The sequence below is a fragment of the Nocardioides sp. YIM 152315 genome (assembly GCF_029210375.1).
Taxonomy (GTDB): domain Bacteria; phylum Actinomycetota; class Actinomycetes; order Propionibacteriales; family Nocardioidaceae; genus Nocardioides.
Genome location: NZ_JARGER010000035.1, coordinates 1 through 16,576 on the forward strand (window position 1 = coordinate 1; position 16,576 = coordinate 16,576).

The window sequence follows — 16,576 nt, forward strand, 5'->3', positions numbered from 1 at the left end:
CTTTCAGCGCCGATGGTACTGCAACCGAGAGGCTGTGGGAGAGTAGGACGCCGCCGGACATACACTCAAGTAGAGGCCACCGTAAGGTGGCCTCTACTCATTTCAGCACCTTGCGATCATCGAGAACCGGGAGCACACAGTCGTGGCCGAGGAGCGTCGAAGCCAGCGTCCGTCGGGCGGCAGGCCCACGGGCGGCAAGCCTGCGGCCGGGCGTTCGGGCAAGCCGGGTCAGAGGTCGGGCCAGAAGTCGGGCCAGCAGCGAGGCCAGTCCGGGAAGTCTGCGGAGCGGTCGACGCGCTGGAGCCCGGACGACCGCCGAGGGGGTGGCAAGGACGCGCCGCGCCGCGGCGGGAAGCCCGCGAGCGCGCGGCAGCCGGCCGGGCGCGGCAAGCCGGTGGACAAGCCGACGCGAAGTGCCGATCAGGCCGCCTACGACGGCCCGGAGCTGCCCGAGGGCATCACCGGAGGCGAGCTCGACCGGTCGGTGTCCGCGCAGCTCAAGGGCATGCCTGAGAAGCTGGCCGCGCGGGTGGCACGCCACCTCGCGGCCGCTGGCCTGTTCATCGACCAGGACCCCGAGCTGGCCTACCAGCACGCGCTGGCCGCACGGGCGCGCGCCTCGCGGATCGCGGTGGTCCGGGAGGCGACGGGCGAGGCGGCTTACGCGGCCGGCCACTACGCCGAGGCGCTCGCCGAGCTGCGGGCCGCGAAGCGGATGAACGGCGCCACGGCGTACCTGCCGATCATGGCGGACTGCCACCGAGCGCTCGGGAAGCCGCAGGACGCGCTCAAGCTCGCCAAGAGCCCCGGGGTCGCGAACTTCTCGCCGGAGGCCAAGGCCGAGATGACGATCGTCGAGGCCGGCGCCCGGCGTGATCTGGGCCAGCTCGACGCGGCCCTCCGCACGCTCGAGCTCGCTCCGCTGCAGTCCAAGAGCCGCGGCTCCTGGGTCGTGCGGCTGCGATACGCGTACGCCGACACGCTCGAGGCGGCCGGCCGCGACCAGGACGCGCTGACGTGGTTCCACCGCACCGACGCGATCGACGGCGACGAGATCACCGACGCAGCGGAGCGTGCCGCGTCGCTCGAGAATCGACTGGGCTGAGGTTTCCGCCGTGCCGCCCGGGGCAGGATCGCAGCAGTCTCGGGCGAGGAGGCGATCCATGCTGCGATTTTCGGGCGGAGGCGTCAGCGATGTCGGGCGGGTTCGCCCGCACAACGAGGACGCCGCGTTCCTGGGGCCGTACGTCGCGGTGGTCGCCGACGGGGTCGGTGGCGCGGCGGCGGGAGAGGTCGCCTCGGCGACGTCGGCGTACGTCGTCGCGGCCACCGCGCTGGCGCGGTTCGGGGAGGATCCGGCCGCGGTCCTGGTGCGCGGAGTCGAGGACGCACACGCGAGCGTGCGCGCCGGGGTGACGGCCGACCCGGAGCGCACGGGCATGGCCACGACCCTGACCGCCCTCGCGACCGACGGTCGTCGCGTCGTGCTCGCGCACGTCGGCGACAGCCGGGCCTATCTCCTGCGCGACGGCGACCTCAGCCAGCTCTCGCACGATCACACCTACGTGCAGCATCTCGTCGACAGCGGCCAGCTCGACGCGGACGCGCGAGCCGGACATCCGTGGAGCAACGTCGTGCTGCGCTCGCTCGACGGCGGCGCCGACCCCAGCCTCGACCTGACCGAGCTGCACGTGCGGGTCGGCGACCGCTTCCTGCTCTGCAGCGACGGGCTGACCGACCTGGTGCCCGACCTGGAGATCGCGGAGGCGCTCAAGGCGCTGGCGGACCCGTACGCCGCCGCGGGGGTGCTGGTCCACGCCGCGAACGCCGCCGGCGGCAAGGACAACGTCACCTGCCTGGTGATGGACGCCCAGGACGGACCCGAGGTCGTCGGGGACGGCACCGTGCTCGGGGCGCTCACGGACCCGGCGAACATCGTGGACCCCGCCTCCGTCCACGTCTGAGCGAGCCGACACCGGCGGTTGCGCCGGTAACGCTGGCGTTCTCAAGCCCCATTTGTCACAATGGGCCACACAACTACATGCGTGTCACTCACGCCTGCAGACATCTTCGGTGAGACCGCTGGGGAAGGCGCATCTCGCGCCGGAGATGAAGGAGGTCACGGTGACCGCACGCACTGCCACCCGCACCGCGACGAGGGGCGTCCTCTACGTCCACTCAGCGCCGTCCGCGCTGTGCCCTCACATCGAGTGGGCCGTCGGCGGTGTCCTCGGCGTGCCCGTGAGCCTGGACTGGACGCCCCAGGCGGCGCAGCCGGGCGCCTACCGCGCCGAGCTCTCGTGGGCCGGCGCGACCGGTTCGGCCGCCGCCGTGGCGTCCGCGCTGCGCGGCTGGAACCACCTGCGGTTCGAGATCACCGAGGAGCCGACGGCGTCCTCCGAGGGCGCGCGCTACTCCTACACCCCCGAGCTCGGTGTCTTCCACGCCGTCACCGGGCTGCACGGCGACATCATGATCCCCGAGGACCGACTGAAGGCCGCGGTCGTGAAGGCCGCTCTCGGCGACACCACCCTGCTCGTCGAGATCGACAAGCTGCTCGGGAAGCCGTGGGACGACGAGCTCGAGACGTTCCGCCACGCCGGTGACGGCGCACCGGTGCGCTGGCTGCACCAGGTCGTCTGAGCGGTCCGCGTCAGCGCTTCCGCGTGAGGCGGAAGCGGGAGGGCTCGAGCCAGACCGGGTGCTCGCCCTCGTGGTCGAACCAGATCAGCTTCGCGCGGATCGTGAACCGGCCTGGCCTGGTGCCGCTGCGACAGAACCGGAAGCGGGCGCCGGCGGTCGACGGGTCTGCGTCGGAGATGAAGGCTCCCGACGCGATCGAGTCGCCGGTCGGGTCGCGCAGGAAGGTCTCGAGGGTCCACTCGCCGGTCGGTGCGGTGACCGTGTAGCTGTAGCGGTAGTTGCGACATCCCCTGCGCAGCACGCCGTCCGGTGCGTCGGTGTTGCCGTAGGAGTCGCGGGTGCGCGGCGGGCTGGGCTCCGGCGCGGGCTCGGGCGCCGGACCGATCAGCGGACCGATCAGGGGTCCGAGGAGCGGTGCGAGCGCGTCGACGGGGCTGCGTCGCGGCTCCGCGTGGGCCGGGACGCCGGCGATCAGCCCGGTGGTGACGCCGGCGGCCGCGAGACACGCGACGATGCGTGTGACGGTCGCCATATCGGGTCCAACGCGGCCCCGCGTCCGCCGTTACGGCCCGAGTCGCGCGAGCGACGCCTACAGCGGGATGTTGCCGTGGGCGCCGCGGCGTACGCCGACGGACTGGACCGCGTCCTCGATCGCGCGTGCGATCGCCGAGCGCGTGCCGGCGGGCTCGACGACCTCGTCGACGACGCCGATCTCGACGGCCTTCTCGACCCCGCCGGCGATGCGCTCGTGCTCGGCCGCGAGCTCGGCCTCGACCTGGGGGCGGATGTCCGGTGCGACCTCCGCCAGCCGGCGTCGGTGCAGGATCCGGATGGCGGCGACCGCGCCCATGACCGCGACCTCGGCCCCCGGCCAGGCGAAGACCCTGGTCGCGCCGAGGGAGCGGGCGTTCATGGCGATGTAGGCGCCGCCGTACGTCTTGCGCGTGACCAGCGTGACCCGCGGGACCACGCACTCGCCGAACGCGTGCAGCAGCTTGGCGCCGCGACGCACGACGCCGTCCCACTCCTGGCCGACGCCGGGGAGGTAGCCGGGCACGTCGACGAGCACGACGAGGGGTACGCCGAAGGCGTCGCACATCCGCACGAAGCGGGAGGCCTTCTCCGCCGAGAGCGAGTCGAGGCAGCCGCCGAGGCGGAGCGGGTTGTTGGCGATCACGCCGACCGTGCGGCCGCCGAGGCGGCCGAGGGCGGTGACGATGTTGGGTGCCCAGCGGGCGTGCAGCTCCTGGGCGGTGCCCTCGTCGAGCACCGACTCGACGAGCGGGTGCACGTCGTACGCGCGCTTCCTGGACTCCGGCAGCAGGGCGGCGAGGTCGCGGTCCTCGACCGCGTCGACGTTCATGCTGCCCTGCGCGCCGAGCAGACCGGCCACGTTGCGGGCGCGGTCGAGCGCCTCCCGCTCGGACTCGGCGAGGATGTGCACGACGCCGGAGCGGCGTCCGTGGGGCTCCGGCCCGCCGAGGCGCAGCATGTCGACGTCCTCGCCGGTGACCGAGCGGACGACGTCGGGACCGGTGACGAAGATGCGGCCCTCGGGGCCGAGGATCACGACGTCGGTCAGCGCCGGGCCGTACGCCGCGCCGCCGGCGGCGGGGCCGAGCACGACGGAGATCTGCGGGATCTTGCCGGACGCCTGCGTCATCGCGTGGAAGATCCGCCCGACCGCGTGCAGCGAGAGCACGCCCTCGGCGAGGCGGGCGCCGCCCGAGTGCCAGAGGCCGATGATCGGGACACCGTCGGTCATCGCCCGGTGGTAGGCGTCGACGACGACGCGGCAGCCGAGGTCGCCCATCGCGCCGCCCATCACGGTCGCGTCGGAGCAGAACGCGACCACGCGGGTGCCGTCGATGCTGCCGACCGCCGCGAGCATGCCGGAGTCGTCGTCGGGGGTGATCAGCTCGAGCGTGCCCTCGTCGAGGAGGGCGGTGAGCCGGTGGACCGGGTTGCGGGGGTCCTCCTCGCGGGGCAGCTTGGCCGGCTTCCTCGGCGTGGCGGTGGCCGTCATCAGATCGACCCGAAGGCGACGGCCACGTTGGCGCCGCCGAACCCGAAGGAGTTGTTGAGGGCCGCGATGTCGCCGAGCGGCAGGTCGCGGGCCTTGGTCGCGATGTCGAGGTCGACCGCCGGGTCCTGGTTGTCCAGGTTGATCGTCGGCGGGGCGGTGCGGTGGTGGAGCGCGAGCACCGTCGCAACTCCCTCGAGCGCCCCGGCGCCCCCGAGCAGGTGCCCGGTCATCGACTTCGTGCTGGTCACGACGACCTCGGTCGCGTGGGCGCCGAGGGTCGCGTGCAGCATCAGGCCCTCCGCGATGTCGCCCTGCGGCGTCGACGTCGCGTGGGCGTTGACGTGCGCTATGTCGCCCGGGCCGATCTCGGCCTCGGCGAGTGCCCGCAGGATCGCGCGGGAGCCGCCGCGGCCCTCGGGATCCGGTTGGGCGATGTCGTGGGCGTCGGCCGTGACGCCGGCGCCGAGGACGGTCGCGTAGATCCGGGCGCCCCGGGCCTTGGCGTGCTCCTCGGACTCGAGCACCAGCACGCCGGCGCCCTCACCGAGGACGAAGCCGTCGCGCCCGGTGTCCCAGGGACGGGAGACCTTCGTCGGGTCCCCGCCCCCCTCGCCGCTGGCGGTCTTCGACAGCGCCATCATGTTGGCGAAGGCCGCCATCGGCAGCGGGTGGATGGCGGCCTCGGTGCCGCCGGCGAGGACCACGTCGGCCCGACCGAGCCGGATCTGGTCGACCGCCAGGGCGATCGCCTCGTTGCCGGACGCGCACGCCGAGACCGGCGTGTTGACCGCCGCGCGCGCTCCGACGTAGAGGCTGATCTGCGCCGCGGGCGCATTGGGCATCAGCATGGGCACGGCCAAGGGGGAGACCCGCCGCGGGCCCTTCTCCTTCAGCGCGTCGTAGTTGTCCAGGAGCGTGGTCACGCCGCCGATGCCGGAGGCCATCGCGACGCCGAGCCGGTCGTGGTCGAGCGAGCCGGCCTCCTGCAGAGCGGCGAGGCCGGAGTCGGCCCACGCCTCCATGGCGGCGACCATCGCGAACTGCGAACTGCGGTCGAGGCGGCGGGCCTTGACCCGCTCGAGGACCTCGGTGGGCTCCACGGCGATGCGACCGGCGATCTTGACCGGCATCTCCTCGGCCCAGTCGTCGGTCAGGTGCCGGACGCCCGAGCGTCCGCTGACCAGGGCGTCCCAGGTGCTGGGAACGTCACCGCCGACGGGGGAGGTGACCCCGAGGCCGGTGACGACGACTCGCTTGGAAGACATGCTGCTCCTGAAGGGTGTGACGCGCAGGCGGGCTCAGGCCTGGGCGCGCTCGATGAAGGCGACGGCGTCGCCCACGGTCTTGAGGTTCTTGACCTCGTCGTCGGGGATCGAGACGCCGAACTTCTCCTCCGCGGCGACGACGACCTCGACCATGGACAGCGAGTCCACGTCCAGGTCGTCGACGAAGGACTTGTCGAGCTGGACGTCGTCGGCGTCGATGCCGGCGACCTCGTTGACGATCTCGGCGAGGTCGGCGCGGATCTCCTCGGTGGTGGCCATCAGGCTGTTCCCTTTCGTCGGGTTCGGTGGGTGGTGCGGAAAATCGTGTGGAATCTCGGGCGGTGGCGGTCAGGGGACGGTGACGACCTGCGCGGCGTACGCGAGCCCGGCGCCGAAGGCGATTAGCAGGGCGGTGTCGCCGCTGCGCGCCTCGCCCTCCTCGATCATCCGGTCGAGCGCGAGCGGGATCGACGCGGCGGAGGTGTTGCCCTGCTCGGCGATGTCGCGGGCGATCTTCACCCGCTCGGGCATCTTCATTGCGCGGGCCATCGCGTCGGTGATGCGCATGTTGGCCTGGTGGGGCACGAACACGTCGAGGTCGTCGATGCTGATGCCGGCGCGGTCGAGTGCCTGCTGCCCGGTCTTCGCCATCTGGTACGACGCCCACCGGAAGACCGCGTTGCCCTGCATGACCAGGTGCGGCATGACCGGCTGGTCGCTGGCCACGACCTCGCGCCAGTCCTCGCGCTGGCGGATGAGGTCGAACTGCTCGCCGTCGGAGCCCCAGACGACCGGGCCGATGCCGGGTGTGTCGCTCGGGCCGACCACCGCGGCGCCGGCGCCGTCCGCGAAGATGAAGGCGGTGCCGCGGTCACCCACGTCGGTGAGGTCGGAGAGGCGCTCGACGCCGATGACCAGCGCGTGGCCGGCGGAGCCGCCGCGCACCAGGTCGGCGGCGAGCGCGACGCCGTGGCAGAACCCGGCGCACGCGGCCGAGATGTCGAACGCGGCGGCCTGGTCGGTGCCGAGCTCGTGGGCGATGGCCGTGGCGACGGCCGGGGTCTGGAACATGTGGGTCACCGTCGCGACGATCACGCAGTCGATCTGCTTGGGGTCGACGCCGGCGCGCTCGATGGCCGTCCGCGCGGCGGCGACCGACATCATCTGCACCGTCTCCTCCGGGGTGGCCCAGCGGCGCTGCCTGATGCCGGAGCGTTGCTGGATCCACTCGTCGCTGGAGTCGATCGCCTCGACGACGTCGGCGTTGGGGATCACCAGGCTGGGTCGGTAGGAGCCGAGACCGAGGATGGCGGCGTGGCGGGCGCCCTCGACCTGGGCGAGGGGGGTACCGGCCATCACTGGCCTCCTTCGGGGTGCAGACGGAGCAGGGGTTGACCGGGGGAGACGAGGTCGCCGTCCTCGACGAGCCACTCGACGACCTGGCCGCCGTGCGGCGCGGCGACCGCGGAGCGGTCACGGAGGCTGGCGATCTCGCCGATCGTCGTACCCGCGGCGAGGACGTCGGCGTCCGCGGCCTCGGGGGCGATGTGGAACGTGCCCTTGGCGGGGGAGACGACCATCCGCCAGGTCGGCGTGGTCTCGATCTCGGAGAACTCGCCGTGCTTCTCGCAGAACGCGCGGGCCTCGTCGAGCTGGTCGGGCGTCTTGAGCGCGAAGGTCTCGACGCCCTTGAGGGCGCGCCTGGCGATGCCGGTGAGGGTGCCGGCCGGAGGCATCTCCAGGAAGCCGGTCACGCCGAGGTCGAGCATCGTGTCCATGCACAGGTCCCAGCGGACCGGGCTGGCGATCTGGCCGACGATGCGGGCCAGCACCTCGCGGCCGTCGTGGACGACCCGGCCGTCCCGGTTGGAGATGACGCGGGTCCGCGGGTCGTGCACCGACACCGAGCGGGCCAGGGAGGCGAGGTGGCCGACCGCGGGCTCCATGTGGTGGGTGTGGAAGGCGCCGGCGACGCTGAGCGGCATCAGGCGGGCCTTGGCGGGCGGCTCGTCGGCGAAGGCAGCGAGCTGCTCCATCGTGCCGGCGGCCACGAGCTGGCCCGGGCCGTTGTCGTTGGCGGCGGTGAGGCCGTGCTTCTCGATCGCGGCGAGGACCTCCTCGCGGTCGCCACCGAGCACGGCGGTCATGCCGGTCGGCGTCGTGCCCGCCGCCTGCGCCATCGCCTTGCCACGCTCACGGACCAGGACCATCGCCTGCTCGGCGGTGATGACGCGGGCTCCGGCCGCCGCGGCGATCTCGCCGACGCTGTGCCCGGCGACCGCGCTGACCTTGCCGAAGGCGTCGGTCGGGTGCGGGAAGAGCTCGAGCGCGGCGACCAGGCCGGTCGCGACGAGCAGCGGCTGCGCGATCTGGGTGTCGCGGATCGTGTCGGCGTCCGCCTCGGTGCCGTAGTGGGCGAGGTCGATGCCCGCGACCGTCGAGAGCCACTCGAAGCGCGAGGCGAAGGTGGGATCCTCCAGCCAGGGTTCGAGGAAACCGGGGGTCTGGGCGCCTTGGCCGGGAGCGACGATCACGAGCACCCCTCCACTGTGCCGCGCCGGTGGCCCCGACCTCGCCTGCGGCCCGCACGAAAACACTCCGCGAGTCTTTGTAGGACTCCTACAAAGATCGCTTGACGCGCGTGCTAGTGGGTGCGGCCGGAGAGGCGGCCCAGCACGAGGGCGATCTGCAGGGTCAGCGCCTCGCGCGGGTCGGCGGGGGAGAAGCCGGTGAGCTCCGCGACCTGGCGCAGCCGGTAGCGCACCGTGTTGGCGTGCACGAAGAGCGCGCGGCCGGTCGCCTCGATCGAGGAGCCCTCCTGGAAGTACGTCGAGAGCGTCTCGATGAGCGTGCCCCGGGCCTGGGCGAGCGGCAGGTAGATCTCCTCGACCAGGTGACGCCGCGCGTGGCCGTCGCCGGCGAGCGCGCGCTCGGGCAGCAGGTCGGCGCTGCGCACCGGGCGGGGCGCGTCCGGCCAGCCGGGCGCCGACCGGTGCGCGGCCAGCGCGGCCCGGGCCGAGACGTGCGCCGTGGCGAGGCCGCCGGCGACCGGTCCGACGACGACCGGCCCCGGGCCGAAGTGGTCGACGACGACCGCCGCCGCTGCCCGCGACTCGGCGACGCCACCGAGGACCACCACCAGCCGGTCGCCCTGGACCGCGCAGAGGGCGTCCATGCCCGCGGCCCGGGCCACCCGGCGTACGTCGTCGAAGGTGTCGCTCTCACGACGCTCGGAGCTGATGCTGCCGAGCACGACCGCGACCTCGCCGCGCCCGGCCCAGCCCAGCGCGCTCGCCCGCGAGAGCAGCGCCTCGTCGGGGTCGGAGCGGAGCACGGCGTCGACGACCAGGGCCTCGAGGCGGGCGTCCCACGCGCCCCGGACCTCCGCGGCCCGCGCGTAGACCTCGGCGGTCGCGAACGCGACCTCGCGGGCGTAGCGCAGCACGGCCGCCATCACGTCGGTGGCGTCCTCCGGGTCGAGCAGCTCCTCGACGTTGGCCTCGACGACCTCGATCGAGAGCCGCACCAGCGCCACCGTCTGCTGCAGCGTGATGACGCCAGCGAGGGCGCGCGGCGCGGCGCCGAACACCGAGGCCACCATCTCCTCCCCGGCGGGGGCGGGCTTGTCGCCCGCGAGGCGGTACCAGTCGACGAACCCGCGGATGCCGGCCTGGACGATCGTCGACACCCAGGACCGGTCCTCCGCGCTCAGCGACCGGAACCAGGCCATGTCCTGGTCCATCCGCGTCATCGCGGCCGTGGCGAGTGCGCCCGTCGCCCGCTGCAGCGCCTCGACTGCCCGCTCGTGCGGGAAGGCGCCGGGAGGGGTGGCCACGTGGCGAGGCTATTGCACCCGCGATTCCTCGCAAAACAGTGGTGAACACGGGGATCCGGCGCCGGCGACGGGGTGCCCGTCTGGTTCAATCGTCGGTCTACGCCCGTAGGCGGGCAGGCAGCCAGGGAGAGGCCCAGTGACCGGCCGGTACGACGTGCAGCACGTGACCATCCACGGTCACCGGCGCGCCTTCGTCAGGACCGGGACGGGACCGGCCGTGCTGCTCCTGCACGGCCTCGCGTGCGACCACACCACCTGGGACGCGGTGGTCGAGCGGCTCAGCCGCCGGCACACCGTGATCGCCCCCGACCTGCTCGGGGGCGGGCAGTCGGACAAGCCGCGCGCCGACTACAGCGTGGGCGGCTACGCCAACGGCATGCGCGACCTGCTGACCGTCCTCGGCATCGACAGGGCCACCGTGGTCGGGCACAGCTTCGGGGGCGGCGTGGCGATGCAGTTCGCCTACCAGTTCCCCGAGCGCACCGAGCGCCTGATGATCGTCGCCTCGGGCGGCCTCGGCCCCGAGGTGCACCCGGGGATCAGGGCGATCACGATACCCGGCTTCCACGAGCTCATGGGCGTGCTCACCCTCCCCGGCCTGCGCCACCTCGGCGTCGCCGGGCTGCGCGCGCTCGCCGCGGTCGGTGGCAAGCAGACCCGCGACTTCGGCGAGGCCGCGCGCATCTTCGACTCCTTCAAGGATCCCGACGCCCGGCACGCGACCCGGCACGTCGTCCGCGCGGTGGTCGACTGGAAGGGTCAGATCGTCACCATGGCCGACCGCGCCTATCTCACCGAGGCCATGCCGCTGGCGGTGGTGTGGGGCGACGACGACCGGGTCATCCCGGTCCGCCACGCCGACTCCGTGTCGGCGCTCGCGCCCGGGGCGTGGGTCGAGGTGATCCCCGACTCGGGCCACTTCCCGCACCAGGACCACCCCGAGCGCTTCTGCCAGGTCCTCGAGGAGTTCGTCCGGACCACCGAGCCCGCGGCGTACTCCCGCGCCCGCTTCCGCGCCCTGCTGCGGAACGGCGCGTCGGTGCCGGTCGAACCGGTCGGCGAGGCGGGCTGAAATCACGCTGACCCGCCCGAAACTTTCGGGCGGGTCAGCGTTCAGTTTCCGGCGGGTCGACTACGCGTCGCCGCCCTCCTGCTGGACGCCGGCGACGGCGGTGGGGTCGTCGATGCGGTACTTCGCGAACGCCTCCTCGACCTTGGCCCGGTCGACCTGGCCGGCGTCGGCGAGTGCCTGGAGGGCCTGGACCACGACCGACTGCGCGTCGATGTGGAAGAAGCGTCGGGCGGCCGGGCGGGTGTCGGCGAAGCCGAAGCCGTCGGCACCGAGGACGCGGTAGTCGCCGGGCACCCAGCGCGCGATCTGCAGCGGCACCGCACGCATGTAGTCGGACACCGCGACGACGGGGCCTTCGACGGCCTGGAGCTTGTCCGCGACGTACGGCGTGCGCGGGGACTCGCCCGGGTGGAGCAGGTTCCACTCCTCGGCGGCGGCGCCGTCGCGGGCGAGCTCGTTCCACGACGTGACCGACCACGTGTCGGCGCGCACGCCCCACTCCTCGCGGAGCAGGCGCTGAGCCTCCTTGACCCACGGGAACGCCACGCCCGAGGCGAGCAGCTGGACCCGGGGGCCCTCGCCCTCGCCGACCGCGACGTGGTGGATGCCCTTGAGGATCCCCTCGACGTCGACGCCGTCGGGCTCGGCGGGCTGTTCGACGGGCTCGTTGTAGACGGTCAGGTAGAAGACGACGTCCTCGCCCTGCCCGCTGGGCCCGGTCTCGCCGTACATGCGCTCGAGGCCCGACTGCATGATGTGGCTGATCTCGTAGGCGAACGCGGGGTCGTAGTGCACGACCGCGGGGTTGCTCGCCGCGAGCAGCGGGGAGTGCCCGTCGGCGTGCTGGAGGCCCTCGCCGGTGAGCGTGGTGCGACCCGCGGTGGCGCCGATCAGGAAGCCGCGCGCCATCTGGTCGGTCATCGCCCAGATCTCGTCGCCGACGCGCTGGAACCCGAACATCGAGTAGAAGATGAAGAACGGGATCATGTGCTCGCCGTGGGTGGCGTACGCCGTGCCCGCGGCCGTCGCCGACGCGAGGCCGCCGGCCTCGGAGATGCCCTCGTGGAGCATCTGCCCCTGCGCGGACTCCTTGTAGGAGAGCAACAACTTCCGGTCGACCGACTCGTACTGCTGCCCGCCGGGGTTGTAGACCTTCGCGCTCGGGAACATCGAGTCCATGCCGAACGTGCGGTACTCGTCCGGCGCGATCGGCACGATGCGCTTGCCGATCTCGGGGTCCTTCATCCAGTCCTTGAGGAGCCGGACCGTGGCCATCGTGGTGGCGATCTTGTGCTTGCCGCCGCCCTGCTTGAGCTCGGCGTACATGTCGTCGCCGGGCAGCGTGAGCGGCTTGGCGCGCAGCACGCGTCGGGGCAGCGACCCGCCGAGCTGCTTGCGCCGCTCCATCATGTACTGGATCTCGGGGGAGTCCGGCCCCGGGTGGAAGAACGGCGCCGCGCCGGTCTCCTCGTAGGCCCGCTCGAGGTCGTTGTCGGAGATCGGCAGGTAGAGGCGGTCGCGGAACCTCTTCAGGTCGTCCTGGGTCAGCTTCTTCATCTGGTGGGTGGCGTTCTTGCCCTCGAGGGCGTCGATCGTCCAGCCCTTGATGGTCTTCGCCAGGATCACCGTCGGCTGGCCGACGTGCTTGGTCGCCGCGTCGAAGGCGGCGTAGACCTTGCGGTAGTCGTGGCCGCCGCGCGGCAGCTTGCGGATCTGGTCGTCGGTCATGTGCTCGACCATCGAGCGCAGCCGCGAGTCGGTGCCGAAGAAGTGCTCGCGGATGTAGTCGCCGCTCTCGACCGAGTAGGTCTGGAACGCGCCGTCGGGCGTGGTGTTCATCCGGTTGACCAGGACGCCGTCGACGTCGCTCGCCAGCAGCTGGTCCCACTCCCGGCCCCACACGACCTTGATGACGTTCCAGCCGGCACCGCGGAAGTTGGCCTCGAGCTCCTGGATGATCTTGCCGTTGCCGGTGACCGGGCCGTCGAGCTGCTGCAGGTTGCAGTTGACCACCCAGACGAGGTTGTCGAGCTCCTCGCGCGCGGCGACGCGGATCGCGCCCAGCGACTCGGGCTCCGCCATCTCGCCGTCGCCGAGGAAGGCCCACACGCGCTGGTCGCTGGTGTCCTTGACGCCGCGGTTGTGCAGGTAGCGGTTGAACCGCGCCTGGTAGATCGAGTTGAGGCCGGTCAGGCCCATGGAGACCGTCGGGAACTCCCAGAAGTCCGGCATCAGCCGGGGGTGCGGGTACGACGAGAGGCCGGCGTGCGCGCCGTGCTGGACCTCCTGCCGGAAGTTGTAGAGCTGCTCCTCGGTGAGCCGGCCCTCGAGGAACGCGCGGGCGTAGAAGCCCGGGGAGGCGTGGCCCTGGAAGTAGATCTGGTCGCCGCCGCCGGGGTGGTCCTTGCCGCGGAAGAAGTGGTTGAAGCCGACCTCGTAGAGGCTGGCCGAAGACTGGTACGTCGCGATGTGGCCGCCGACCTCGAGGCCCTTGCGGTTCGCGGACGACACCATCACGGCGGCGTTCCAGCGGATGAAGGCGCGGATCCGGCGCTCGGTCTCCTCGTCGCCGGGGAACCACGGCTCGCGCTCGGGCGGGATGGTGTTGATGTAGTCGGTGCTGCGCAGGGCCGGCACGCCGACGTTCGACTCGCGCGCGCGCTCGAGGAGGCGCAGCATCACGTAGCGGGCGCGCTCGCGGCCGCGCTCGCGGACGAGCGAGTCGAAGGAGTCGAGCCAGTCGACGGTCTCGTCCGGGTCGATGTCGGGCAGCTGGGTGGGCAGGCCTTCGTGGATGACGGTCGGGGTGGTGCCGCTCCGCTTGGCGTCCGTGCCGGGGTCAGAAGTGGTTACTGCGTCTTCGGTCACCTGCTCATCGTTGCACGCGCTCCCACGGCACGAAATTTACCCATGGGTATCGGCACCGGACCCCTCTGGTTGTGGGAACGGGTTGCGCCCCCGGTGGAACTCCGGTGGACTACTCCCCACCTCGACCGCTGCGGGACACGCCGCGGCGGGACGACCGAAGGAGGCGACCGTTGAGCTCGACCCCGGGTGGTGGGTCCACCCAGACAGACCCCGCACCGGGCCCTGCCGAGCGACTCGGTTTCAAGGCAGGCATGGTGGTCCAGGAGCTGGGGTGGGACACCGACACCGACGACGAGCTCCGGGTCGCGATCGAGGACCGGATCGACGCCGACCTGGTCGACTCCGACTACGGCAACGTCGTCGACGCCGTGCTGCTGTGGTGGCGCGACGAGGACGGTGACCTCGTGGACGGTCTCGTCGACGCGCTGACCGACCTGGTCGGTGGCGGCGCGATCTGGCTGCTCACGCCGAAGGTCGGGCGGTCCAACGCCGTGGATCCCGCCGACATCGCCGAGGCGGCGCCGATCGCCGGTCTGTCCCAGACCACGACCGCCGCGGTCAGCAAGGACTGGTCCGCCACCCGCCTGGTGGCGCCGCGCACGCCGGCGTAGCACCGGCCGGCCGTTGAAGAGCACTGCCCTCGAGAAGGCCTTCGCCGGCGCCGCCGGCGCCGGCACCACCCTGCGGATCCTCGGGAAGTCCGGCGTGATCCGGCCCCACAGCCCGGTCGCGCTCGCCCGCACGGCCCGGGCGCTCAGGGACTGGGGCGTCGGGCCGGCCGGCGGATTCACCGCCGCCGCGCTCCTCGACCCGCAGCGGGTCGCGGTCGTCGACGAGCGCGGCTCGCTGACCTACGACGAGCTGCGCCGGCGGTCGAACGCGCTCGCCCGGGCCCTCGCCGAGCTGGGCGTCTCGAGCGGCGACGGGGTCGCCGTGATGTGCCGCAACCACCGCGGATTCGTCGACGTCACGATCGCGGCGGCCAAGCTCGGGGCCGACCTCCTCTACCTCAACACCGCGTTCGCGGGACCGCAGCTGGTCGACGTGATCGAGCGCGAGCGGCCGGCGGTCGTGGTCCACGACGAGGAGTTCACCGACCTGCTGGCGGCCGCGGAGGTGCCCGCGCGGGTGGTGGCGTGGACCGACCGGTCGGTGGAGGCCGACACCCTCGACGGCCTGATCGCCCGGCACTCCGACGACGAGCTCGAGCCGGCGGGCCGCCACGGGCGCATCGTGATCCTCACCTCCGGCACCACCGGCACGCCGAAGGGCGCGCCCCGGTCGGAGGCCGGGGTCGACGCGGCGGTGTCGCTGCTCTCGCGGATGCCGCTGCGCTACGGCTGGCGCACGCACATCGCGGCGCCCCTCTTCCACACCTGGGGCTTCGCCCACTTCGCGCTGGCGATGCTGCTCGGCTCGACGATGGTCCTGCGCCGGAGGTTCGACCCGGCGGCGTTCCTCGCGGTCGCGGAGGCCGAGCGCTGCGACTCGCTCGTGGTGATCCCCGTGATGCTGCAGCGGACGCTCGCGCTCTCCGAATCGGAGTTGGCCGGCCACGACCTGTCCCGGGTCCGCGTCGTCGCATCCTCCGGGTCGGCACTGCCGGGCGACCTCGCCCTCGAGTGGATGGACCGCTTCGGCGACCACCTCTACAACATCTACGGCTCGACGGAGGTGGCCTACGCCTCCATCGCCACGCCCGAGGACCTGCGGGTCGCGCCGTCGGCGGCCGGGAAGCCGCCGCACGCCACCGTCGTGAAGATCCTCGACCCCGACGGGCGTGAGGTGCCGCGCGGCGGGACCGGTCGGATCTTCGTCGGCAACGGGCTGCTCTTCGAGGGCTACACCGGTGGCGGCGGGAAGGAGGTCGTCGACGGGTTGATGTCGACCGGCGACGTGGGCCGCTTCGACCCCGACGGCCGGCTGCACGTCGAGGGTCGCGACGACGAGATGATCGTCTCCGGTGGTGAGAACGTCTTCCCGCGCGAGGTCGAGGACTGCCTGATGCGCCACGACGCCGTCGCCGAGGTCGCGGCCGTCGGTGTGCCCGATCCCGACTTCGGCACGAGGCTCCGGGCGTACGTCGTGGCCAGCGCCGACGTCACCGAGGAGGCGCTCAAGGCGCACGTGAAGGACAACCTCGCCCGCTACAAGGTGCCGCGCGAGATCGTCTTCATCGAGGAGCTGCCGCGCAACGCGACCGGCAAGGTGCTCAAGCGGGAGCTGTCCACCGGTTGAGGCGCCGTCGCCGCCGGGTGACAGGATTGACCTCATGACAGGTCTCGAGCTCGGCGCGCCCGCCCCCGACTTCACGCTGCGCGACCAGTTCGGCCAGGACGTCTCGCTGTCGTCGTACCGCGACAAGAAGGCGGTCGCGATCCTCTTCTACCCCTACGCGTTCTCCGGCGTGTGCACCGGCGAGATGGCGGGGGTGCGCGACCGGCTCGCCGAGTTCCTGACGTTCGAGACCGAGGTGCTCGCGATCTCGTGCGACCCGGTCTACTCACTGCGGGCGTTCGCCGACCAGGACGGGCTGAACTTCGCGCTGCTCTCCGACTTCTGGCCGCACGGCGAGGTGACGCGCGCCTACGAGGTCTTCGACCAGGCCAAGGGCTGCCCGCGCCGGTCGTCGTACGTCGTCGACAAGGAGGGGCTGCTGCGCTGGGCGGTGCACAACGCGATGCCCGAGGGTCGTGACCTCGACGAGCACCTGCGGCAGCTCGCGGCGGCCGTGGAGCCGGTCTAGACCGGTCGGCGATCTGCAGACAATCCCCGGGGTGACGTCCTACTCTCTGACCCGTTGAGCCGCAGGTGACCCGAGACGCCTGCGGTTCGACGTCATTTCGGGCCTGTGCGGCCGGAGTTCG

15 protein-coding genes are annotated in these 16,576 nt (G+C 72.4%); 7 read left to right on the forward strand and 8 right to left on the reverse strand.

Annotated features, from left to right (window positions below; all coding sequences use genetic code 11):
- Positions 1 to 142 precede the first annotated feature (142 nt).
- From PZ894_RS11315 to PZ894_RS11325, 3 genes are all read left to right on the forward strand, one after another.
- Positions 143 to 1,105 (forward strand): tetratricopeptide repeat protein, encoded by a 963-nt coding sequence (locus PZ894_RS11315; RefSeq protein WP_275744815.1) that lies wholly within the window; start codon positions 143 to 145, stop codon positions 1,103 to 1,105.
- A gap of 58 nt (positions 1,106 to 1,163) precedes the next feature.
- Positions 1,164 to 1,964, forward strand: coding sequence for a protein phosphatase 2C domain-containing protein (locus PZ894_RS11320; RefSeq protein ID WP_275744817.1), 801 nt, complete (start codon positions 1,164 to 1,166; stop codon positions 1,962 to 1,964).
- Positions 1,965 to 2,109: 145 nt separating this feature from the next.
- Positions 2,110 to 2,643 carry a DUF3145 domain-containing protein gene (locus tag PZ894_RS11325; RefSeq protein WP_275744911.1) on the forward strand — a complete coding sequence of 178 codons (534 nt, stop codon included), beginning with the start codon at positions 2,110 to 2,112 and terminating at the stop codon, positions 2,641 to 2,643.
- Between the two features lie 10 nt (positions 2,644 to 2,653).
- Here the strand turns inward: PZ894_RS11325 and PZ894_RS11330 are convergent, their stop codons facing one another.
- From PZ894_RS11330 to PZ894_RS11360, 7 genes are all read right to left on the reverse strand, one after another.
- Positions 2,654 to 3,175: a hypothetical protein gene (locus PZ894_RS11330; RefSeq protein ID WP_275744818.1), complete on the reverse strand. Its 522-nt coding sequence runs from the start codon at positions 3,173 to 3,175 to the stop codon at positions 2,654 to 2,656.
- Between the two features lie 57 nt (positions 3,176 to 3,232).
- Positions 3,233 to 4,669 carry a carboxyl transferase domain-containing protein gene (locus PZ894_RS11335; RefSeq protein ID WP_275744820.1) on the reverse strand — a complete coding sequence of 479 codons (1,437 nt, stop codon included), beginning with the start codon at positions 4,667 to 4,669 and terminating at the stop codon, positions 3,233 to 3,235.
- A complete protein-coding gene (locus PZ894_RS11340) occupies positions 4,669 to 5,934 on the reverse strand; it encodes a beta-ketoacyl-[acyl-carrier-protein] synthase II (RefSeq protein ID WP_275744822.1) in 1,266 nt (421 codons plus the stop codon). Before PZ894_RS11340 ends, PZ894_RS11335 begins: the two co-directional genes overlap by 1 nt.
- 33 nt (positions 5,935 to 5,967) lie before the next feature.
- Positions 5,968 to 6,216 carry an acyl carrier protein gene (locus tag PZ894_RS11345; RefSeq protein WP_082575284.1) on the reverse strand — a complete coding sequence of 83 codons (249 nt, stop codon included), beginning with the start codon at positions 6,214 to 6,216 and terminating at the stop codon, positions 5,968 to 5,970.
- A 66-nt stretch (positions 6,217 to 6,282) separates the two neighbouring features.
- The gene (locus PZ894_RS11350; protein WP_275744825.1) at positions 6,283 to 7,290 is read right to left on the reverse strand and encodes a beta-ketoacyl-ACP synthase III; all 1,008 of its coding nucleotides are present in this window, start codon (positions 7,288 to 7,290) and stop codon (positions 6,283 to 6,285) included.
- Entirely contained in the window at positions 7,290 to 8,474 is a 1,185-nt protein-coding gene (locus PZ894_RS11355; RefSeq protein WP_275744826.1) for an acyltransferase domain-containing protein, read from the reverse strand. The genes PZ894_RS11350 and PZ894_RS11355 overlap by 1 nt, the downstream gene beginning before the upstream one ends.
- Positions 8,475 to 8,578: 104 nt before the next feature.
- A complete protein-coding gene (locus tag PZ894_RS11360; RefSeq protein ID WP_275744828.1) occupies positions 8,579 to 9,769 on the reverse strand; it encodes a helix-turn-helix domain-containing protein in 1,191 nt (396 codons plus the stop codon).
- 136 nt (positions 9,770 to 9,905) lie between these two features.
- Here PZ894_RS11360 and PZ894_RS11365 point away from each other — a divergent pair, with 136 nt between their 5' ends.
- Complete coding sequence (locus PZ894_RS11365) at positions 9,906 to 10,841, forward strand: alpha/beta fold hydrolase (protein ID WP_275744830.1); 936 nt, start codon at positions 9,906 to 9,908, stop codon at positions 10,839 to 10,841.
- A 60-nt stretch (positions 10,842 to 10,901) separates the two neighbouring features.
- Here PZ894_RS11365 and aceE read toward each other — a convergent pair whose 3' ends face one another.
- Positions 10,902 to 13,637, reverse strand: coding sequence for a pyruvate dehydrogenase (acetyl-transferring), homodimeric type (gene aceE / locus PZ894_RS11370; protein WP_275744912.1), 2,736 nt, complete (start codon positions 13,635 to 13,637; stop codon positions 10,902 to 10,904).
- Between the two features lie 242 nt (positions 13,638 to 13,879).
- Between aceE and PZ894_RS11375 the strand changes: the two genes are divergently transcribed.
- From PZ894_RS11375 to PZ894_RS11385, 3 genes are read left to right on the forward strand one after another with little or no spacing between them, the layout of a single operon-like run.
- Entirely contained in the window at positions 13,880 to 14,320 is a 441-nt protein-coding gene (locus PZ894_RS11375) for a DUF3052 domain-containing protein (protein WP_275744831.1), read from the forward strand.
- Between the two features lie 13 nt (positions 14,321 to 14,333).
- On the forward strand, positions 14,334 to 15,947 hold the full coding sequence (locus tag PZ894_RS11380) for an AMP-binding protein (protein ID WP_275744833.1): 1,614 nt from the start codon (positions 14,334 to 14,336) through the stop codon (positions 15,945 to 15,947).
- 34 nt (positions 15,948 to 15,981) lie between these two features.
- Positions 15,982 to 16,455 carry a peroxiredoxin gene (locus tag PZ894_RS11385; protein WP_275744834.1) on the forward strand — a complete coding sequence of 158 codons (474 nt, stop codon included), beginning with the start codon at positions 15,982 to 15,984 and terminating at the stop codon, positions 16,453 to 16,455.
- Positions 16,456 to 16,576: the final 121 nt, after the last annotated feature.